Genomic DNA, 16,452 nt, shown 5'->3' on the forward strand with positions numbered 1-16,452 from the left:
GAGGCGATAACAAGGAGGAAAGAGAACGGATGGACTGGAGAGAAGTCACCATCTACACTACCACCGAGGGCATCGGCCCGGTCGAGGCGGTTCTGGAGGACAACGGCATCGAGGGCTATGTGCTCGAGGATGCCGCAGACTTTGAGGAATTTCTCAAGGATACCGAGATCTACTGGGACTATGTTGACGAGGATCTGGTGCGCGAAAAGCGCGCACAGGAGACCTGTCTGAAGATTTATCTTTCGGATGATGAGGCCGGCGCGAAGCAGTATGCGGCGCTGCGTACCTCGCTCGAAAACCTCAAGGCGCGCGACGAGGAGCACGCCTGGGGCCGTCTGGTCACCGAGACCGCGCTCACCCGTCAGGAGGACTGGGAGTGGGGCTGGAAGCAGTATTTCAAGCCGTTCCCGGTCGGCCATTCCTTTATGATCAAGCCGTCGTGGGAGACCGTGGACGACGCGCAGGGCCGCCGTATTCTGGAGATCGACCCGGCGTCCTCGTTCGGCACCGGCAGCCACGACACCACGCAGCTGTGCATGTGCGCGCTCGAGGACAACGTAAAGCCGGGCGACACCGTGCTCGACATGGGCACCGGCTCGGGCATCCTCGCCATCGCGGCGGCCATGCTCGGCGCGGAGGTGCGTACGGTCGTGGACATCGACGAAAACTGCCTGCGCACGGCGCAGGAGAACGCCGAAAAGAACCATGTCAGCATCGGCCGCGGCCTGTGCGGCGATGCGCTGCGCGACGAAAAGCTCGCAGAGGACATCGGCAGCGGCTACAGCGTCATCGTTGCGAACATCGTGGCGGACGTCATCATCGGCATGGCGCCGATGTTCTTCGCGAAAACCGCCGAGGGCGGCACGCTCATCTGCTCGGGCATCCTGAACGAACGCGCGGACGAGGTTCGTGCGGCGCTCGAAAAGGCGGGTTTCGAGGTCGTAAATCACGCGAAGAGCGACGACTGGAGCGCGTTTACCGCGAAAAAATGATTTTTGGAATGATTTGTTGATTGTTCCCTTGCCAAAAGGCCGATAAGCGGTGTGAGACCGCGCCTGTCGCAGCGCTGGCAGCAGTGCTGTACGCAGGCGGAAATATGTAAAAAGAGGGAGTGTACTTCGTTGGCAAAAAGCAATGTGGGCAAAAAGCCAATTTCTGAGGAAGAATATACAACAAACAAGGTGCTGACCGTGTTCAGCGTGTGCCTGCTCGGCGTTCTGGTGCTGATGATCCTTCAGCGCCTGCTCAACTACGGCAGCACGTTCATGATCGGTCTCATCGTTACCAGAATCCTGCTCGCCATCGGCATCATCGGTGTCGTCGGCGGTCTGGTCATGCTCGGCATGGAGCGCACGGGCCGCAGAAACGGCTCCCGCCGCATTATCTGCGGACGCAATCTGCTGATCGCAAGCGTTGTCATGACGGTCTGCATGAGCGCGATCAGCTACATCGGCATCGCTCCGATTAAGGCGCTTTATGTGATCCTGCCCGTTCTCGCGGTATTCTATCTGGTCTACCATTCCTATTCGACCGAGTTCTTCGTGATCACCGTGGACTGCGGTGCGGCGCTCGGCATGATGTGGCTCGTACACCGCGCCCTCGTTTCCTCGAACTTCACCTGGATGGCGTATGCCGTTCTGATCGCGGCGGCGGTTCTGACCGTTGCGCAGATCGCTGTCGTCAATTCCGTTCGCGGCAGACAGGGCAAGGCGAAGAACACCGGAAAAAAGGCAGAGGCACGCTTCAGCAGCAACGCCTTCCTGATGATGACCGTAACGCCGATCCTCATGACGGTGCTGACCGCAGTCGTCCTGTTCGCTCCGGCGCATATGCTCGTCGTGATGGGTGCGGCAGCGGCATACCTGTTCGTGACCGCGGTTTACTACACGGTCAAGCTGATGTAATCTATTTGTTCGCAGAATGCGGCGGATGGCTCACGCAGTCGTCCGCCGTTTTGCTTTTGAGAAGGGGGGAACACGGATGCGCAGGACAGTCTGGGCGCTGCTGCTGTGTCTGCTCGCGGTGAGCGCAGGACTTGTGTGGTATCCGTACCTGTCGGCGGAGCGCGTGAGTACGCCGTTCGAGGCGGCGGAGCTGCTCCAGCAGGCAGGAGAGGAGCCGGTGCGCTTCCGCTCGTCGGAGGTAGACCCGGACACGGTCTACCGCGCGCTGGAGGCGCGCTGGCCGTATGCCTTTGCGCTGCACGCGACCGTGCGCGCGAACAAAACGACCGACCTGCGCGTGGAGGTGTCGCGCCCCGGACGGCAGGCGCAGGCGAAGGCCTATGCTGCGGCGCTCGCCGCGGACTGCATCACGGAGGACATGACGGCCGAGCAGAAGCTGCGCGCGCTGCATGACGCCCTCGTGCGGATGTGCGAATACGATGTCGATACCGAGCAGCAGGAGCAGCCTGACGGCTCGACGGCGCCGTTTTCGGCGGACGGCGCGCTGCTCGACCACAGGGCCGTGTGCGCCGGCTACGGCCGCGCCTACGCCATGCTGTGCGATGCGGCAGGCATCCCGGCGGTCTACGTTGCCTCCGAGCAGATGAACCACGGCTGGAATGCCGTGCGTCTGGACGGCAGGACCTGGTTCATCGACTGCACGTTTGACGATCCGGTCCCCGACCGGGGACAGTACGTCTCCGAGGAGTTCTTCCTGGTGAACGCGGCGCAGCTTGCTGAGACGCATGAGTGGGACCGTGTGTTCTGCGAGCAGGCGCTCGACAGCCTCGGGGAGGAGCGCGTTCCGAAAGCGGAAAACGGGCCGGAAAATCTTTTTAAAAATTTCTTAAAGTTTTTTTCGAAAAAGTGTTGACACTTCGCGGATTATGGTGTATTATAAACAAGTCGTCAGCGAGAGGGCGACGATGAGAAAAGCAAACGGCGGTATAGCTTAGTTGGCTAGAGCGTCCGGTTCATACCCGGAAGGTCATTGGTTCAAGTCCAATTACCGCTACCACTTTTTTCTCTTGGCCCGTTGGTCAAGCGGTCAAGACACCGCCCTTTCACGGCGGTAACGGGGGTTCGATTCCCCCACGGGTCACCAAATGGAAGTTTAGCTCAGCTGGGAGAGCATCTGCCTTACAAGCAGAGGGTCAGCGGTTCGAGCCCGTTAACTTCCACCAACGAAACCACTCACTTCTGTGAGTGGTTTTCTTTTTTCAAAAATTCTGAGTGCAGACAAACAAAAGCCGAGCTGCCGCCCGCCGTCAGCCGTCGTTTCCGAAAAGAGGTACGTCTATGTCTGAAACCGTCATGACACATATCATCGCGCGCATCCGCACGGATTTTCCGACCAAGTTCGGCATCCCGCGCCAGAGCGGCCTTGCCGACGTGCCGGCGCGCATCGTTTTCGAGCCGGAATACCGCAACGCGGACGCGCTGCGCGGCATCGAGGAATACTCGCATCTCTGGCTCATCTGGCAGTTCTCCGAAGCGGTGCGCGAGAGCTGGTCTCCGACCGTCCGTCCGCCCAAGCTCGGCGGCAACCGCCGCGTCGGCGTGTTCGCGACCCGCTCGCCCTTCCGGCCGAACGCCATCGGCCTGTCCTCGGTCCGCCTGCACCGCGTCGAATACGGCACGCCCGAGGGGGCGGTGCTGCATATTTCGGGCGCGGATCTGATGGACGGTACGCCGATCTTCGACATCAAGCCCTATCTCGCCTACACCGATTCGCATCCCGAGGCGTCGGGCAGCTTTGCCCTCGCGGGGGACGCCGTGCGCGTCGAGTGCGCGGAGGGCGTTCTGGACGCCTTGCCGCAGGAAAAACGAGAGACTCTGCTGCGTGTTCTCGCGCAGGACCCCCGTCCCGGCTATCAGCATGAGGCGGGCCGCGTCTACGGCTTTCCCTTCGGCGGCTTCGAGGTTCGCTTCACCGTTGCGGACGGCGTGCTGACCGTGCTCTCGGCGGAAAAAGTTTGACCGGTTTAACATTTTGTTAATGCAATCGCTTTCCGGCTGCGTTATAATTATCATAGATATTTTTATCGAAAGCAGGGGGGAGAACTATGCCCAAAAAGATACTCATTGTCGAGGACGAGGCCAACATCCGCGAGCTGCTGCGCCTGTATCTCGAACGCGAGGGATATACCGTCCTCGAGGCTGAAAACGGCGTCGAGGGCATAAAAAAATGGAAGTCGGACAAGCCGGATATGCTGCTGCTCGATGTCATGATGCCGGTCATGGATGGCTGGGAGGTCTGCAGGGAGATCCGCGCGGAAAGCGACGTGCCGATCATCATGCTGACCGCCAAGGGAGAAACGGCCGACCGTGTTTCCGGTCTGGAGATGGGTGCGGACGACTACATCGTCAAGCCGCTCGAAATGCCCGAGGTCATCGCGCGCGTGCGCGCGGTATTTCGGCGTATCGCGCCCGATGACGCACCCGAAAAGCTGTCGTTCGACAATCTCGTGATCGACAAGCAGGCCTACGATCTCGTCATCAAGGGCAAGCGCGTGGACGCGCCCCCGAAGGAGATCGAGCTGCTGTACTTTCTCGCCTCCAGTCCCAACCGCGTATTCACACGCGCACAGCTGCTCGATGAGGTGTGGGGCTTCGACTACTTCGGAGATACGCGCACGGTCGACGTGCACGTCAAGCGCCTGCGCGAAAAGCTCGAGGGCGTGTCGGATAAATGGGAGCTGAAAACGGTCTGGGGCGTCGGCTACAAGTTCGAGACCAAGGAGTAAGCGATGAAAAAACGCAGCTTTTTCTTCAAGGAGTACCTGACCCACTTTATTCTGATCGTCGTTGCGTTCGCGCTCGCCGGCAGCGTGTTCTATCATCAGATGGCGAGCTACGCGCTGCGCGCCAAGCAGACCGAGCTGAAGACCACGGTGCAGAGCCTTGCCGAGCAGAGCAAGGTCATGCAGGGCACGGACTCGGACGTGATACGCGAGCTGTACATGCTTTCCATCGCGCGCATCGCCAAGGAGGACGAGCTGACCGTCCTCGTCACGAACGAGAGCGGCGAGGTGCAGATGGCGGCGCATCCGAACGGCTCCACCTACAGCGTCAGCGGCTACCGCGTGCCGGCCGAGGTGGTCTCCGAGCTCACGCGCAGCGGCAGCTATGCCGCGGTCGGTTCGGTCGGCGTGCTGACTGAGGCGACGAGCTACACGGTCGGCAGCTGCGTGCGCGACAGCGACGGCAATGTCGCGGCGCTCATCTTTGTATCCTGCGAGGACCCGGCAACGGCCGGCGTTGTGCGGCATTCGACGCAGACGCTCGTGCTCATCCTGCTCGTGACGCTCGCCGCGATGCTCATTATCTCGTTCATTCTGTCGCAGCATATCACGCGCCCGATCAAGAATATCGCGGCGGCGGCGAAGGAATTTGCCTCCGGCAACTTCGATGTGCGCGTCCCCGAGGATAATCACTGCTATGAGATCGACGAGCTGGCGGTCTCGTTCAACAATATGGCGAGCGACCTCGATCAGCTCGAAGAGCTGACGCGCGGCTTTATCTCGAATGTCAGCCATGAATTCAAAACGCCGATGACGACGATCGGCGGCTTCGTGGACGGCATGATCGACGGCACCATTCCCGAGGAGCAGCGCGACAAGTATCTGCGCATCATCGCGGAGGAGACGCGCCGTCTGTCGCGCATGGTCAACCGTATGCTCGACGCGGCGAAGATCCAGTCGGGTGAGCTGCTGCTCAGTCCGGCACCGTTCGATTTCTCCGCCATGACGAGCCAGATCATCCTCTCCTTCGAGCAGAAGATCGAGAAAAAGAAGCTGGAGGTGGAGTGCGAGCTTGATGACCGGCTGATCGTCATGGGCGACCGCGACCATCTGTACCGTGCGGTATACAACCTGGTGGACAATGCGGTGAAGTTCATCGACGAGGGCGGCAGGCTGACGCTCCGCGCCCATCCGGAGGGCGACTTCTGTGCGTTCTCCATCTCGAACACCGGCGCAGGCATTTCCGCCGAGGATCTGCCGCACGTGTTCGACCGCTTCTACAAGGCGGATCGTTCGCGTTCGATGGACAAGACCGGCGCAGGCCTCGGTCTGTACATCGTCAAGAATATCATCAACCTGCACGGCGGAGAGATCTCCGTCCGCTCGGACGGCGGCGAGACCGAATTCGAGTTTACGCTTCCGCTCGCGAAGATATAAAAAAGACTGTCGCGAAACTGACGTTTCGCCGACAATCTGTGTTCTGACTACGCAGAACACGGACGTCCGAAAGTTCCCATGCGGAAACTTTCTCCCTCTCAAAGTATCCAAACCGAGGTACACGCCCCCGGTTTGGATGCGTTTGCGCAGCAAACGCTTTTGAATGCGCGCTGATGCGCGATTGCTGTTTTGGTGCGAAAACAGACTTTATCGACAGACAAGGGCATGGACTTTGGTCCATGCCCTTGTTATATATTGTGTTTTTACCAGCCGAAGCTCGAGAACGGGGAGGAGAAGCCGCCGAAACCGCCGAAGCTACCGTAGCCATTGCCGTAATTACCGTAATTGCCGGAGTTATCATTCTGGCTCTGGTTCTGCTGCTGCGTCTCAGCCGGATCGTCGCCCTCCAGATCGTGCGCATCGGTCAGCGTGATGGTGAGGTTGATGGTCTTGTCCTCGGAGATGCGGTAGACAGAAAGCGTCAGCTTGTCGCCGGCCTTCTTGTCGGCCTTGACGGTGTTTACCTCGTCCATGGTCGGGGTCGGAGTGCCGTTTACTGCGGTGATGACGTCGCCGACCTTGAGACCCTCAGAGGCGGCCTTGGCGCGCGAGTCGATCGAATAGACCTGAACGCCCGAGATGCTGCCGTCCTGCGAGGAGACATTGCGGCCGGTGATGCCGATGGACGGCCGGCCGGAAACGTAGCCGTTCTGGATGATCTCGTCGACGATATCCTTTGCGGTGTTGATCGGGATGGCGAAGCCCATGCCCTCAACGGTCGCGCTGCCGAAGGCGTTGCCGGACAGCTTGGCCGAGGTGATGCCGACGACCTGACCGTACTCGTTGATGAGTGCGCCGCCGGAGTTGCCGTTGTTGATGGAAGCGTCGGTCTGGATCAGGCTCATGACGCGGTCATTGACGGTAAGGTCGCGGTTGATCGCGGAGATGCGGCCGCCGGTGATGGTGTTCGCAAACTGAACGCCGCCGGGAGAGCCGATCGCGTAGGCGTATTCGCCCGGCTGGAGCTCGTCCGAGTCGCCGAACTCTGCGGCGGTCAGCTCGGCAGAGGAGTTGACCTTGATAACGGCGAGGTCGGTCTGCTCATCCGTGCCGACGATGGTCGCGTCGAGCGAAGTGCCGTCATTCAGCTGGACGGATACCGACTGCGCGCCCTCGACAACGTGGTTGTTGGTGATGATGTAGCCGTCGCTGCTCATGATAACGCCCGAACCGCTGCCCTGTCCTTCGCTCGTGGTCGAGATAACGGATACGACCGAGGGGCTGACCTTTTTGTAGATGTCCTCGCCGGACATGCCGTCCGAGGAGCTCGAGCTGCTGTCCGAGGGCTTGCTGTTGATCTGCATGGTCGGCGTGGAGCCGCTGTCGGTCGAGGCAGATGCGGAGCTGTCCGTCTGGCTGCTGCCGGTGACGAAATAGGTGGCTACCGCGCCTCCGGCGAACAGAAGGCAGGCCGCGGCAACGCTGCACAGGCCGATGACGAGCCTGCGGCCGCTTTTTCTGCTGCGGTGCGGCATTGCGCTCTGCTGATTCTGCTGATGCCATGCGTCGCTGTACGGAATGCCGTTCTGCTGCTGCGGTGTCTGTTGAACCGGCGGCTGCTGGGAGGACTGGAACTGCTGTGCATTGCTGCGCTCACGCGGAGACTGATACTCCGGGTGCTGCACCGGCGTCTGGAACGGGGTGCGCGGCTCCTCGCCGGACTGTGGCTGCTGCTGCGCCTGCGGCGTTTCGGTCTGCTGCGGCGCCGTTTCATTCGGCTGCTGCGCCTGCGGCTCGGCCGGGGTCTCGTTTATCGACGTTTCCGCATTTTTGTTTTCATTTTCATATTTATTGTTGAAGTCGTCCATTGGAATGGCCTCCTTATCGTTTACTGTCTCTATTGTAGATTTGCTGTGTGGCAGTTTGTTGAAAACAATGTGAACATACTTTGAACAATTATTTATTATAGCACGCGCAGGTGCATATGAAAAGGGCGCACCGAGGTGCGCCCTTAGACTGTCGAAAGAGGGAGGCGGCTATGTTACCGGAGCATTTCGCCCGCATAGGCAAGTCCCTGATGGATGTTGACGCCTGCGCTTTCGATCGCACCGGCGATGATGACCGCCGCGATGATGATGGCGGCCGCAATGATGATCTTGCCGATCAGGTCTTGATATTCTTTCATTTCAGTTTCTCCATCTGGTCTGGCCGGATATTCCGTTCAGCTCATCGAGCGGCGTCAGCACGGCGTTCTTCGGCGGCGCGGAAACCGGTGCCGAGGACGGGGCGAGACTGAGCGAGAGATCGAACGTGAGCGTGCCCTGATTGCGCAGGTGGTTGTAGAGGGTCATTCTGCCGCTCGTGCCGGAGAGATCAAAGGTCAGACGGGTGCGGTTGGCAACCGGGAACAGACTGCCCTTGATGTCGAGGGCCAGATCTCCCGACGCCGCACCGGTGGCCGTGTTGAGAGTATAGCTTCCGCTGACGCCGACCATATCATCCTCTTCGCCGCCGAGCAGAGATTTGACCGAGGGCTGCGCAGTACAGCGGTCGCCCGAGCGCGTGAACACCGCATCGCCCAGTACAGCGGACAGGTTCTTCTGCCTGTCCTCGAGCGAGCTGTAAAAGCCGCTCCAGCCGCCGTATTCCTCCGCATACGCCTCGGCGGAGGCGAGAAGCGCCGCGCCGCAGGTGTTTTGGGTATCAGCGTTCCGGTACAGCGTCAAAAGCTCGCCGAGCGCGGTCTTTTCGCTGAAATGCTCCTCATAATACCAGCCGTCCGTCTTTTTGTCCGTACCGCTGCTCGAAGTGAGCGCGGAGAACAGCAGCGGACTGCGCACATACAGCGTGTCCGTATCGGCGTTGTAGATCAGATCGAACGCCGCGTTCCTGAGCGCGCTCTTATAATAGGAAAGCATGGACGCGGAGAAGAGCTGCGAGGTCGGGCCGTCCGCGCTGCTGATGAGGTCGGATGAGAGAAGGCCCGCGAGTGCAGAAAGATCGGCGGACGCAGAGAGCGAGGCGCTTTTTCCGTCCGAGATGAGCGTCATCGTGCCAGAAGCGCTGTATTTTCTGTCGCCGCTGATCGTGTCGAACGCAGTGCAGTCTAGCTTTGCGGTGAGCGCCATGCGCACGGCATCAGCGTTTTGCAGTCTGGGCACGGCGGCGAGCCAGCGGTTCGCGGTCGTAAAGCCGCTGTCGATGCTCTCGAGCAGCGCATCCCGGTCATACAGCACCGCGCACTGTGCACCGTCGTCCCATTCGACGGTCAGACCGAGGCTTTCCGCGAGAAAACGCACGGGAACGCAGGTGCGGCCGTCCTTTTCGATGGGCGAGGTGTCGAGCGGAACGGTTTTCAGCACCTTGCCGGTCGCCCTGTCGGAAACGGTGAGGGTGTCGCCGCCGATTGCGAAGCGGCAGACCTTGCCGCCGAGCGAAGCGGAAACCGTGCCGCCGTCGAAGCCGACCTCGGCGCCGAGCGCTTCTGCGACTGCGCGGAATGGGACCATGGTGCGGCCGTCCTCGAAGAACGGCTGAACGTCGGGGAACGTGAGCGTTTTGCCGGAAAGCTGCACGCTGAGCGCGGGGACGGCGTAGAAATCGTCCTGAAGCGTCATGTCGAGCGCCGTACTGCGGTAGAAGGCCTCGCGGTCGTCCCAGTAACCGCTGTCGAGCCATTCCTCGAGGTCGCTCTGCTCAGCATCATGGAAGCGGAGCGCGACGGACGGGTCGTTATGTATCTCGTCGAGATGACGGCGGTAGCAGTCGCTCGCCTGGTCGTAGCTGAGCTTGTCGAACCACCAGTCATAGGAGGAGGTGTACGCCTCCTCGCTGTCGTAGCCGAACTGCTGGTACATGGGCGGCGCGGTGTCGAGCGCGAGCGCTGCGGGCAGCGAGGACACGGCAAGAGACGCCGCGAGAGCGGCAGTGAACAGTCGTTTGTGCTTCATAGAGATCCCCCTTAGATGCGGAAGGCTGGCTGATTACACTATATAGAAATATTGTACTATACCTGACGCTGCACTGTCCATTGCCCTTTTGAACGGATTTCGGCGCGAAAAACCGTCATGATTTCCGGGGCGTCCGCGTAGCATGGAGAGAGGGAGGGGAGAGAAATGTTCATCACCATCACGTGCTCCATGCTGCGCCGTGTCGCGGCGTCAGCGGCGGCTTTTGCGGTCGTCGCGGCGCTTTTCATGATGTTCCCGCAGGGAAAGACCGAGCAGACCGCAGCAGCGGACGGAAACTGGGGACTGTCGTTCCGCGCGGAGGGGCAGCAGCCCGAAGGCAACGTCTCCGCCGGAGAGCTGCGGCAGTGGGATGCATATTATGTGGGCGATGCGGCGGAAAAGGTCATTTATCTGACGTTTGACGCCGGCTATGAGAACGGCTGCACAACAGCGATTCTGGACGCGCTCAAAAAGCACAGCGCACCGGCCTGCTTTTTCGTCGTCGGCAACTATATCGATACCGCGCCCGAGCTCGTGCTCCGCATGGTGCAGGAGGGGCACATCGTCGGCAATCACACGCTGCACCACCCGGATATGTCCGCGATACAGGACGAAGCGTCGTTTTCGGCGGAGCTTGACGGCCTTGCGGACAAATACCGGGAACTCACGGGCGAGGAGATGAAGAGATTCTACCGTCCGCCGCAGGGAAAATTCAGCGAGAGCAATCTCGCCATGGCGCAGAAACTCGGCTACCGCACGATCTTCTGGTCGCTCGCCTATGTGGACTGGTATACCGACGATCAGCCGACCGATGAGCAGGCGTTTTCCAAGCTCGTACCGCGCATCCATCCGGGCGCGGTCGTGCTGCTGCACTCGACGAGCGCGACCAACGCGCGCATCCTCGATGAACTGCTCGCAAAGTGGGAGGCGCTCGGCTACCGCTTCGCCTCGCTCGAGGAGCTCGCGGGCGAAAGAGCGGAATGAACGCGCGTCACGAGTAGTCCTCGAGCAGCTGCGTCAGCTCGGTATCGCTCCGCAGCGTGATGCCGCGGCGGAGCGCTTCCCGGTCGGCGCTCGGCAGCGTGCGCACATCGATCGCCGTCGTAAGGATGACCTCGCCGTTCTGCGAGATGGTCAGGTGCGTGCCGTCCGTACCGGCGACGAGCGAGGCGGCGTCTGCGGGAACGGCGGCAGGCGCACGGACGGCGCGCACGGCAAGGACGAGCATGACGGCGGCAAGGAGCAGAAAGATCAGGAGCGCGGCGGCGCGCTGCCGCGCCTGACGGCGTGCGAGCAGAAAAAATCCCTGTATCATTGACAAAACCTCCGTTACAGATGTAATTCCTAAAATAGAGAAGAGAGAGACTGCGTGATTTGAGTATTCCCACAAAATTTTTGTCTATTCCGCGAAGTTCTGTAAAAATAATTTGGCATTTCGGCTCTTGTGTGTTATAATGGCATAGACCGCTATAATACTGTATTCCCGCTCTGTCCCGGCACAGGGGCGAAAATGGGGATATTTCATTCTGCGGGCGTTTTTTCAGCCGTGCGGGAACAAAACGGGCGGTGAAAACGTCCGTACCTGTACAGGTAAATGACAGCTGCCCGTGCGCATTCTGCCGGGCATACCCTGCGGCCTGCGGCTGCCGGGCAAGGAGGATACCGAATTGTCAAAAAGAAAAAATGGATCGGTCATCGGACGGTTTTTCGGACGCCTGCTGCTGACGTTAGTGCTCGTCGGCGTGCTGTGCGGCTGCTTCTGCGGCATTGCGTTTGCGTTCTATGTTCATACGAACATCAACCCGTCCGCGAAGGAAACTGCTTCCGAAATCAGCAAAGGTCTCGGCCTGAACCTCAACTCGTTCATCTATACGACGGACGCGGAGACAGGCGAGGAGACCGTTTATGAGACCATCAAGGGCCGCGAGAACCGCGAATGGGTCGACAGCGACAAAATTCCGGACAATCTCAAGAACGCCGTCGTCGCCATCGAGGACGAGCGCTTCTACAAGCATCACGGCGTAGACTGGTGGCGCACGCTCGGCGCGGTCAAGGGCTGGGTGCTCGGCGGCGACCAGTACGGCGGCTCGACGATCACGCAGCAGCTCATCAAAAACATCACTGAGGACAAGGATTACTCCATCAAGCGCAAGGTAAACGAGATCTTCCGTGCTTTTGCGCTCGAAAAGGAGATCGACGACAAGGACCGCATCCTCGTCATGTACCTCAACACCATCTACCTCGGCTACAACAGCTACGGCGTGCAGACCGCGGCAGACCGTTACTTCGGCAAGGATGTTTCGCAGCTCGACCTGGCGGAATGCGCCGTTCTGGCCGGACTGACCAACAATCCGTCCATCTACGACGTATATAACCATTCCGACAAGGTAAAATCGCGTCAGGAGACCATTCTGTCGCAGATGCTCGATCAGAACATGATCACCGAGGACGAGTACAATGCGGCCGTTTCCGAGCAGCTGAACTACCGTCCCTACGAGGAATACCAGAAGGACGTCAAGTCCACCTACAGCTACTTCACCGATGAGGTCATCAAGGACGTCATCAACGATCTGAAGGAGCAGAAGGGCTATTCCGAGCTGGTCGCAGAGAATATGGTATATTCCGGCGGCCTCAAGATCCATGCAACCATTGATACCAAGGTTCAGGATGCTCTGGACAGCGTATATACCGATGATTCCGCGTTCCCGAATACGGAAAAGTACGGCGAAGTGCCGGAAAGCGCCATGGTCATCACGGACAAGCAGGGCGATATCGTCGCGATCGCAGGCGGACGCGGCCAGAAAACGCTCAGCCGCTCGTTCTCCTTCGCGACCGATGCACGCCGCCAGCCGGGTTCCTCATTCAAGCCGCTGGCAAGCTACGGCCCGGCGATGGATGCGGGCATCATCGTTCCGAGCACGACGATCTACGACCGCGCCTTCTCCGAGGGCGAGGACGGCATGCCGTGGCCGATGAACGACGGCAAGTACCCGACCGGCCGCTCCCTGACCATCAAGGAAGGTATTACGCGCTCGCTCAACACCGTCTCGGTACAGGTGCTCAACGCACTGACACCGCAGGCTTCCTATGATTTCCTCACCAGCCAGCTCGACATCAAGCTGGTCGGCAACCGTACCAATGAGGACGGCACAGTCCAGTCGGATATTGCCCTGGCGCCTCTGGCGCTCGGCGCGCTGACCGACGGCGTGACGGTCCGCGAAATGGCCGGCGCCTACTCTACCTTCATCGACGACGGCGTGTTCGGCGGTACGCGCACCTATACGAAGGTGCTTGACAACGAGGGCAACACCGTTCTTGAAAACACTCCTTATACCGACAAGGGCTTTACCAACGTCCATACCGTATATGATATGCTCGACTGCCTGCAGAACGTTACCGCACACGGTACCGCCTACGGCATTCAGATCGACGGCGTGGAGACCGCGGGCAAGACCGGTACCACGAGCTCGAACACGGATATCTGGTTCTGCGGCGTAACGCCGGAATACTCTGCGGCGGTCTGGGTAGGCTATGAGCATAACTACCGTCTGGACGGCCTGTACGGCCGAAACGCGGCGGAGATCTGGCTCAAGGTCATGGAAAAGGTTCATGCCGGCGACAGCGGTCTTGTCTTTGACTCGCATCCGCAGGATTTCGTCGAGGAGACCTACTGCATGGATACCGGCTTGCTGGCATCCGGCGCCTGCCGTGAGGCAGGACGCGCGGCGACCGGCCGCTTCTGGAAGGACAAGGTTCCGACGCAGACCTGCAGCCATGAAAACATCGAGGAGAAGTACGACTTCGAGACGAGCGGCATGGATGACTACTACGACGAGTATGACGACGAGGAAAGCGACGACAGCTCGAACACCGACAGCAGCACCGACTCGACCGATAACGGCGACAGCAGTTATGAAAACGGCGACAACGGCGACAGCAGCGGCGGTGATGACGGCGGCGACGACGGCGGCAGTGGCGGAGATGACGGCGGCAACATTGCACCGGCGCCCGATCCTGAACCGGCGCCCGATCCGGCAGAAGAAGACCCGGAGAGCTGATCCTCGGCATGCCGGACAGTCCGGCACAGAAAAGTAAATACAGACGGGCGGAGGGCCGCGAAAGCAGTTCTCCTCCCGAAAAACGTTCAGTGCTGCACAAGGCCGCACAGACCGGGGCGTTAGCGGTGCCTTGAACCTGCAATCCGCTTCAGCAGGGGTCGTGCAGACAAAGAGGGTCGCATATGCGGCGAGGCAGCCACTCACAGGACGATGAGAGACCGGTACTGCGCAACGGAGGACTGTGAACCATGTCAGGCGGGGAACCGAGCAGCATTAAGCAGAAACCATCGTGTGCCGCAGAGCTGCCGATCTTGAGTCCGAAATGCGGAAAGGCAGCCGGGTGTGTGTTTTCGAATTGCCTGCGTGCGGTCTTGTGGAGCACTGAACTAATTCGATTGAAACCACGCTTTCAATCGAATGGGATATACCGATCCTTGCGGCTCGGATATATCCCGACGGGACAAAAGTTCCTCCCGATGGTCGAAACTTTTGCTCCGACCTGTATAAAAACCGAGGCGCATGTCCCCGGTTTTTATGCGTTTGCGAAGCAAACGCATTGAATGCGCGCTGCCGCGCGAGTGATATATCTGCGCGGAAATCAGCTTTATCGACAGGCTTTGAGGCGGGCTTACGCCCGTCTCTTTTTTATAACAGGAACTGCGGAGGGAGGGTTTCGCTTTGTATCAGGCTTTATACCGTAAATGGCGGCCGCAGACCTTTGCGGACGTGATCGGACAGCAGCATGTCACCGACACGCTGCGCGCTCAGCTTCAGAGCGGCAGACTCAGCCATGCGTATCTGTTCACCGGTACGCGCGGCACGGGCAAGACGACCTGCGCGAAAATTCTCGCCCGGGCGGTCAACTGCGAGCATCCGGTGAACGGCGACCCGTGCAACGAATGCGCCGCGTGCCGCGGCATTCTGGACGGCTCGGTGCTCGACGTGACCGAGATCGACGCGGCGTCCAACAACGGCGTCGACAACATCCGCGACCTGCGCGACGAGACGCGCTATACGCCTGCGCAGGTCAAAAAGCGCGTGTTCATCATCGACGAGGTGCATATGCTCTCGATCGGCGCGTTCAACGCGCTGCTGAAAACGCTCGAGGAGCCGCCCGAGCATGTGCTGTTCATCCTCGCCACGACCGAGCTGCACAAGGTCCCGGCGACCATTCTTTCGCGCTGTCAGCGCTTTGACTTCCGCCGCATCGGCGCGGAGGACATCGCGCGTCGACTGCTCGACGTCGCGGCAGGCGAAGGCATCGAGCTGACCGAGGGGGCGGCGCGGCTGATCGCCCGCCTCGCAGACGGCGCGATGCGCGACGCGCTGTCCATGCTCGACCGCGCAGCGGCGGCCGGCGCCGTCGACGAGGAGACGGTCACAGCCGCGCTCGGCGTGATGGGGCAGGACGACGGCGTTCATCTTGCGGAGCACTTCAAGACAGGCGATCTCGCGGCGGCGGTGACGCTGCTGGAGGAATACTACAGCGCAGGCCGCGACCTTGCGGCGGTATTTGACCAGATGCTCGGCCTGATACGCGACGCGCTGCTCGTCAAGACAAGCAGAACCGATGTTTCCGCGCTCATTTCACCGGCGTATACAGTGAAAACGCTTCAGGGACTGTGCGACGGCCTCGCGGCCTCGACGCTCATCGCGTGGAGCCGCATCATCGGCGACTCGCTCGACCGGATGCGCTCGGCGGCGAACCGCCGCGTAGAGGCCGAGCTGTGCGCCGTGCGGCTGTGCAGTCTGGGCGCGGAGAATTATGATACCCTCGGCGGCCGCGTCGAGGCGCTCGAGGAAAAGCTCAAAAACGGCGTGCCGGTGCAGGTCGTGCAGACGCCGCAGAGCGGCGGCATGACACCTCCGCCGCCGAGAGATGAGGACGCCCCCCCTCCGCCGGGCGACGAGGACGCGCCGCCGCTGATCGACGGGGAGCCGGCACCGCAGGCGAAGCCGGGCAAACCGGCCGGCCCGACGCTGACGCTCTGGCCGCAGTGGGCGCGGCTGCTCGACGCCCTGATGGGAAAGATCAACGTCGGCGCACTGACGAACATCAAGCTCGGCGCGAAGGGCGCGATCGAGGACGGCGCGCTCGTCATCCTCTGCGAGGACAGAATGGCTTATATCCTCGCGCACAAGGATGAGACGCTCGCGGTCATCCGTGAACAGGCGGCGAAGCTGAACGGCGGCCCCATCAAGGTCCGCGTGCGTGAGGCGGGAGACGAGATTATACAGGAAAATAACGCGAAGGTCGATGAGCTGATCGGCCATGCGCAGGAACTTGACATAGAAATCAAGACACTTTAAGGAGGACACT

The 16,452-nt window shown here is 60.4% G+C and carries 13 protein-coding genes, 3 tRNA genes and 1 other RNA gene; 13 read left to right on the plus strand and 4 right to left on the minus strand.

The genetic code is table 11. The annotated features are described in order from the left end of the window. Positions 1-29 precede the first annotated feature (29 nt). The 9 genes from prmA (at position 30) to H8S02_RS03145 (ending at position 6,124) form a co-directional block, all read left to right on the plus strand. Positions 30-992 (plus strand): 50S ribosomal protein L11 methyltransferase, encoded by a 963-nt coding sequence (gene prmA, locus H8S02_RS03105; RefSeq protein WP_186969256.1) that lies wholly within the window; start codon positions 30-32, stop codon positions 990-992. Between the two features lie 129 nt (positions 993-1,121). Then, entirely contained in the window at positions 1,122-1,904 is a 783-nt protein-coding gene (locus tag H8S02_RS03110; protein WP_186969257.1) for a hypothetical protein, read from the plus strand. 76 nt (positions 1,905-1,980) lie between these two features. Continuing rightward, positions 1,981-2,817, plus strand: coding sequence for a transglutaminase domain-containing protein (locus H8S02_RS03115; RefSeq protein WP_186969258.1), 837 nt, complete (start codon positions 1,981-1,983; stop codon positions 2,815-2,817). A 67-nt stretch (positions 2,818-2,884) separates the two neighbouring features. Then, a tRNA-Met gene (locus tag H8S02_RS03120) sits at positions 2,885-2,961 on the plus strand. 12 nt (positions 2,962-2,973) lie between these two features. Further along, positions 2,974-3,048: transfer RNA gene (locus H8S02_RS03125), tRNA-Glu, on the plus strand. A 3-nt stretch (positions 3,049-3,051) separates the two neighbouring features. Further along, positions 3,052-3,127 (plus strand) — tRNA-Val (locus tag H8S02_RS03130). Between the two features lie 115 nt (positions 3,128-3,242). Then, positions 3,243-3,923, plus strand: a complete 681-nt coding sequence (gene tsaA / locus H8S02_RS03135; protein WP_186969259.1) for a tRNA (N6-threonylcarbamoyladenosine(37)-N6)-methyltransferase TrmO — start codon at positions 3,243-3,245, stop codon at positions 3,921-3,923. 86 nt (positions 3,924-4,009) lie between these two features. Beyond that, positions 4,010-4,690, plus strand: a complete 681-nt coding sequence (locus H8S02_RS03140) for a response regulator transcription factor (protein ID WP_118683928.1) — start codon at positions 4,010-4,012, stop codon at positions 4,688-4,690. A 3-nt stretch (positions 4,691-4,693) separates the two neighbouring features. Beyond that, complete coding sequence (locus tag H8S02_RS03145; protein ID WP_186969260.1) at positions 4,694-6,124, plus strand: sensor histidine kinase; 1,431 nt, start codon at positions 4,694-4,696, stop codon at positions 6,122-6,124. A 263-nt stretch (positions 6,125-6,387) separates the two neighbouring features. Here the strand turns inward: H8S02_RS03145 and H8S02_RS03150 are convergent, their stop codons facing one another. The 3 genes from H8S02_RS03150 to H8S02_RS03160 all read right to left on the minus strand — a co-directional run bounded on the left by H8S02_RS03150 (position 6,388) and on the right by H8S02_RS03160 (position 10,074). After that, complete coding sequence (locus tag H8S02_RS03150; protein ID WP_186969261.1) at positions 6,388-7,992, minus strand: S1C family serine protease; 1,605 nt, start codon at positions 7,990-7,992, stop codon at positions 6,388-6,390. 173 nt (positions 7,993-8,165) lie between these two features. Further along, positions 8,166-8,309 carry a hypothetical protein gene (locus H8S02_RS03155; RefSeq protein WP_186969262.1) on the minus strand — a complete coding sequence of 48 codons (144 nt, stop codon included), beginning with the start codon at positions 8,307-8,309 and terminating at the stop codon, positions 8,166-8,168. 1 nt (position 8,310) lies between these two features. Beyond that, positions 8,311-10,074 carry a copper amine oxidase N-terminal domain-containing protein gene (locus tag H8S02_RS03160; protein WP_186969263.1) on the minus strand — a complete coding sequence of 588 codons (1,764 nt, stop codon included), beginning with the start codon at positions 10,072-10,074 and terminating at the stop codon, positions 8,311-8,313. A gap of 165 nt (positions 10,075-10,239) precedes the next feature. Here H8S02_RS03160 and H8S02_RS03165 point away from each other — a divergent pair, with 165 nt between their 5' ends. After that, positions 10,240-11,058, plus strand: a complete 819-nt coding sequence (locus tag H8S02_RS03165; protein WP_186969264.1) for a polysaccharide deacetylase family protein — start codon at positions 10,240-10,242, stop codon at positions 11,056-11,058. A 7-nt stretch (positions 11,059-11,065) separates the two neighbouring features. On the opposite strand, the gene H8S02_RS03170 is transcribed toward H8S02_RS03165, so the two are convergent. Continuing rightward, positions 11,066-11,389, minus strand: a complete 324-nt coding sequence (locus tag H8S02_RS03170; protein WP_186969265.1) for a BofC C-terminal domain-containing protein — start codon at positions 11,387-11,389, stop codon at positions 11,066-11,068. A gap of 352 nt (positions 11,390-11,741) precedes the next feature. On the opposite strand from H8S02_RS03170, the gene H8S02_RS03175 reads away from it, so the two are divergent. The 3 genes from H8S02_RS03175 (at position 11,742) to dnaX (ending at position 16,442) form a co-directional block, all read left to right on the plus strand. Continuing rightward, a complete protein-coding gene (locus H8S02_RS03175; protein WP_186969266.1) occupies positions 11,742-14,132 on the plus strand; it encodes a transglycosylase domain-containing protein in 2,391 nt (796 codons plus the stop codon). Positions 14,133-14,234: 102 nt separating this feature from the next. Continuing rightward, positions 14,235-14,501, plus strand: an RNA gene (gene ffs, locus H8S02_RS03180) — signal recognition particle sRNA large type. Positions 14,502-14,810: 309 nt separating this feature from the next. Beyond that, the gene (dnaX, locus tag H8S02_RS03185; protein ID WP_186969267.1) at positions 14,811-16,442 is read left to right on the plus strand and encodes a DNA polymerase III subunit gamma/tau; all 1,632 of its coding nucleotides are present in this window, start codon (positions 14,811-14,813) and stop codon (positions 16,440-16,442) included. The last annotated feature ends 10 nt before the right edge of the window (positions 16,443-16,452 follow it).

This window comes from Agathobaculum hominis (assembly GCF_014288055.1).
Taxonomy (GTDB): domain Bacteria; phylum Bacillota; class Clostridia; order Oscillospirales; family Butyricicoccaceae; genus Agathobaculum; species Agathobaculum hominis.

Excerpts from the sequence above, each read along its gene's own strand:
- prmA (WP_186969256.1), top strand. The coding sequence starts at position 30 with ATGGACTGGAGAGAAGTCACCATCTACACTACCACCGAGGGCATCGGC.
- H8S02_RS03115 (WP_186969258.1), top strand. The coding sequence starts at position 1,981 with ATGCGCAGGACAGTCTGGGCGCTGCTGCTGTGTCTGCTCGCGGTGAGC.
- tsaA (WP_186969259.1), top strand. The coding sequence starts at position 3,243 with ATGTCTGAAACCGTCATGACACATATCATCGCGCGCATCCGCACGGAT.
- H8S02_RS03140 (WP_118683928.1), top strand. The coding sequence starts at position 4,010 with ATGCCCAAAAAGATACTCATTGTCGAGGACGAGGCCAACATCCGCGAG.
- H8S02_RS03145 (WP_186969260.1), top strand. The coding sequence starts at position 4,694 with ATGAAAAAACGCAGCTTTTTCTTCAAGGAGTACCTGACCCACTTTATT.
- H8S02_RS03150 (WP_186969261.1), bottom strand. The coding sequence starts at position 7,992 with ATGGACGACTTCAACAATAAATATGAAAATGAAAACAAAAATGCGGAA.
- H8S02_RS03155 (WP_186969262.1), bottom strand. The coding sequence starts at position 8,309 with ATGAAAGAATATCAAGACCTGATCGGCAAGATCATCATTGCGGCCGCC.
- H8S02_RS03160 (WP_186969263.1), bottom strand. The coding sequence starts at position 10,074 with ATGAAGCACAAACGACTGTTCACTGCCGCTCTCGCGGCGTCTCTTGCC.
- H8S02_RS03165 (WP_186969264.1), top strand. The coding sequence starts at position 10,240 with ATGTTCATCACCATCACGTGCTCCATGCTGCGCCGTGTCGCGGCGTCA.
- H8S02_RS03170 (WP_186969265.1), bottom strand. The coding sequence starts at position 11,389 with ATGATACAGGGATTTTTTCTGCTCGCACGCCGTCAGGCGCGGCAGCGC.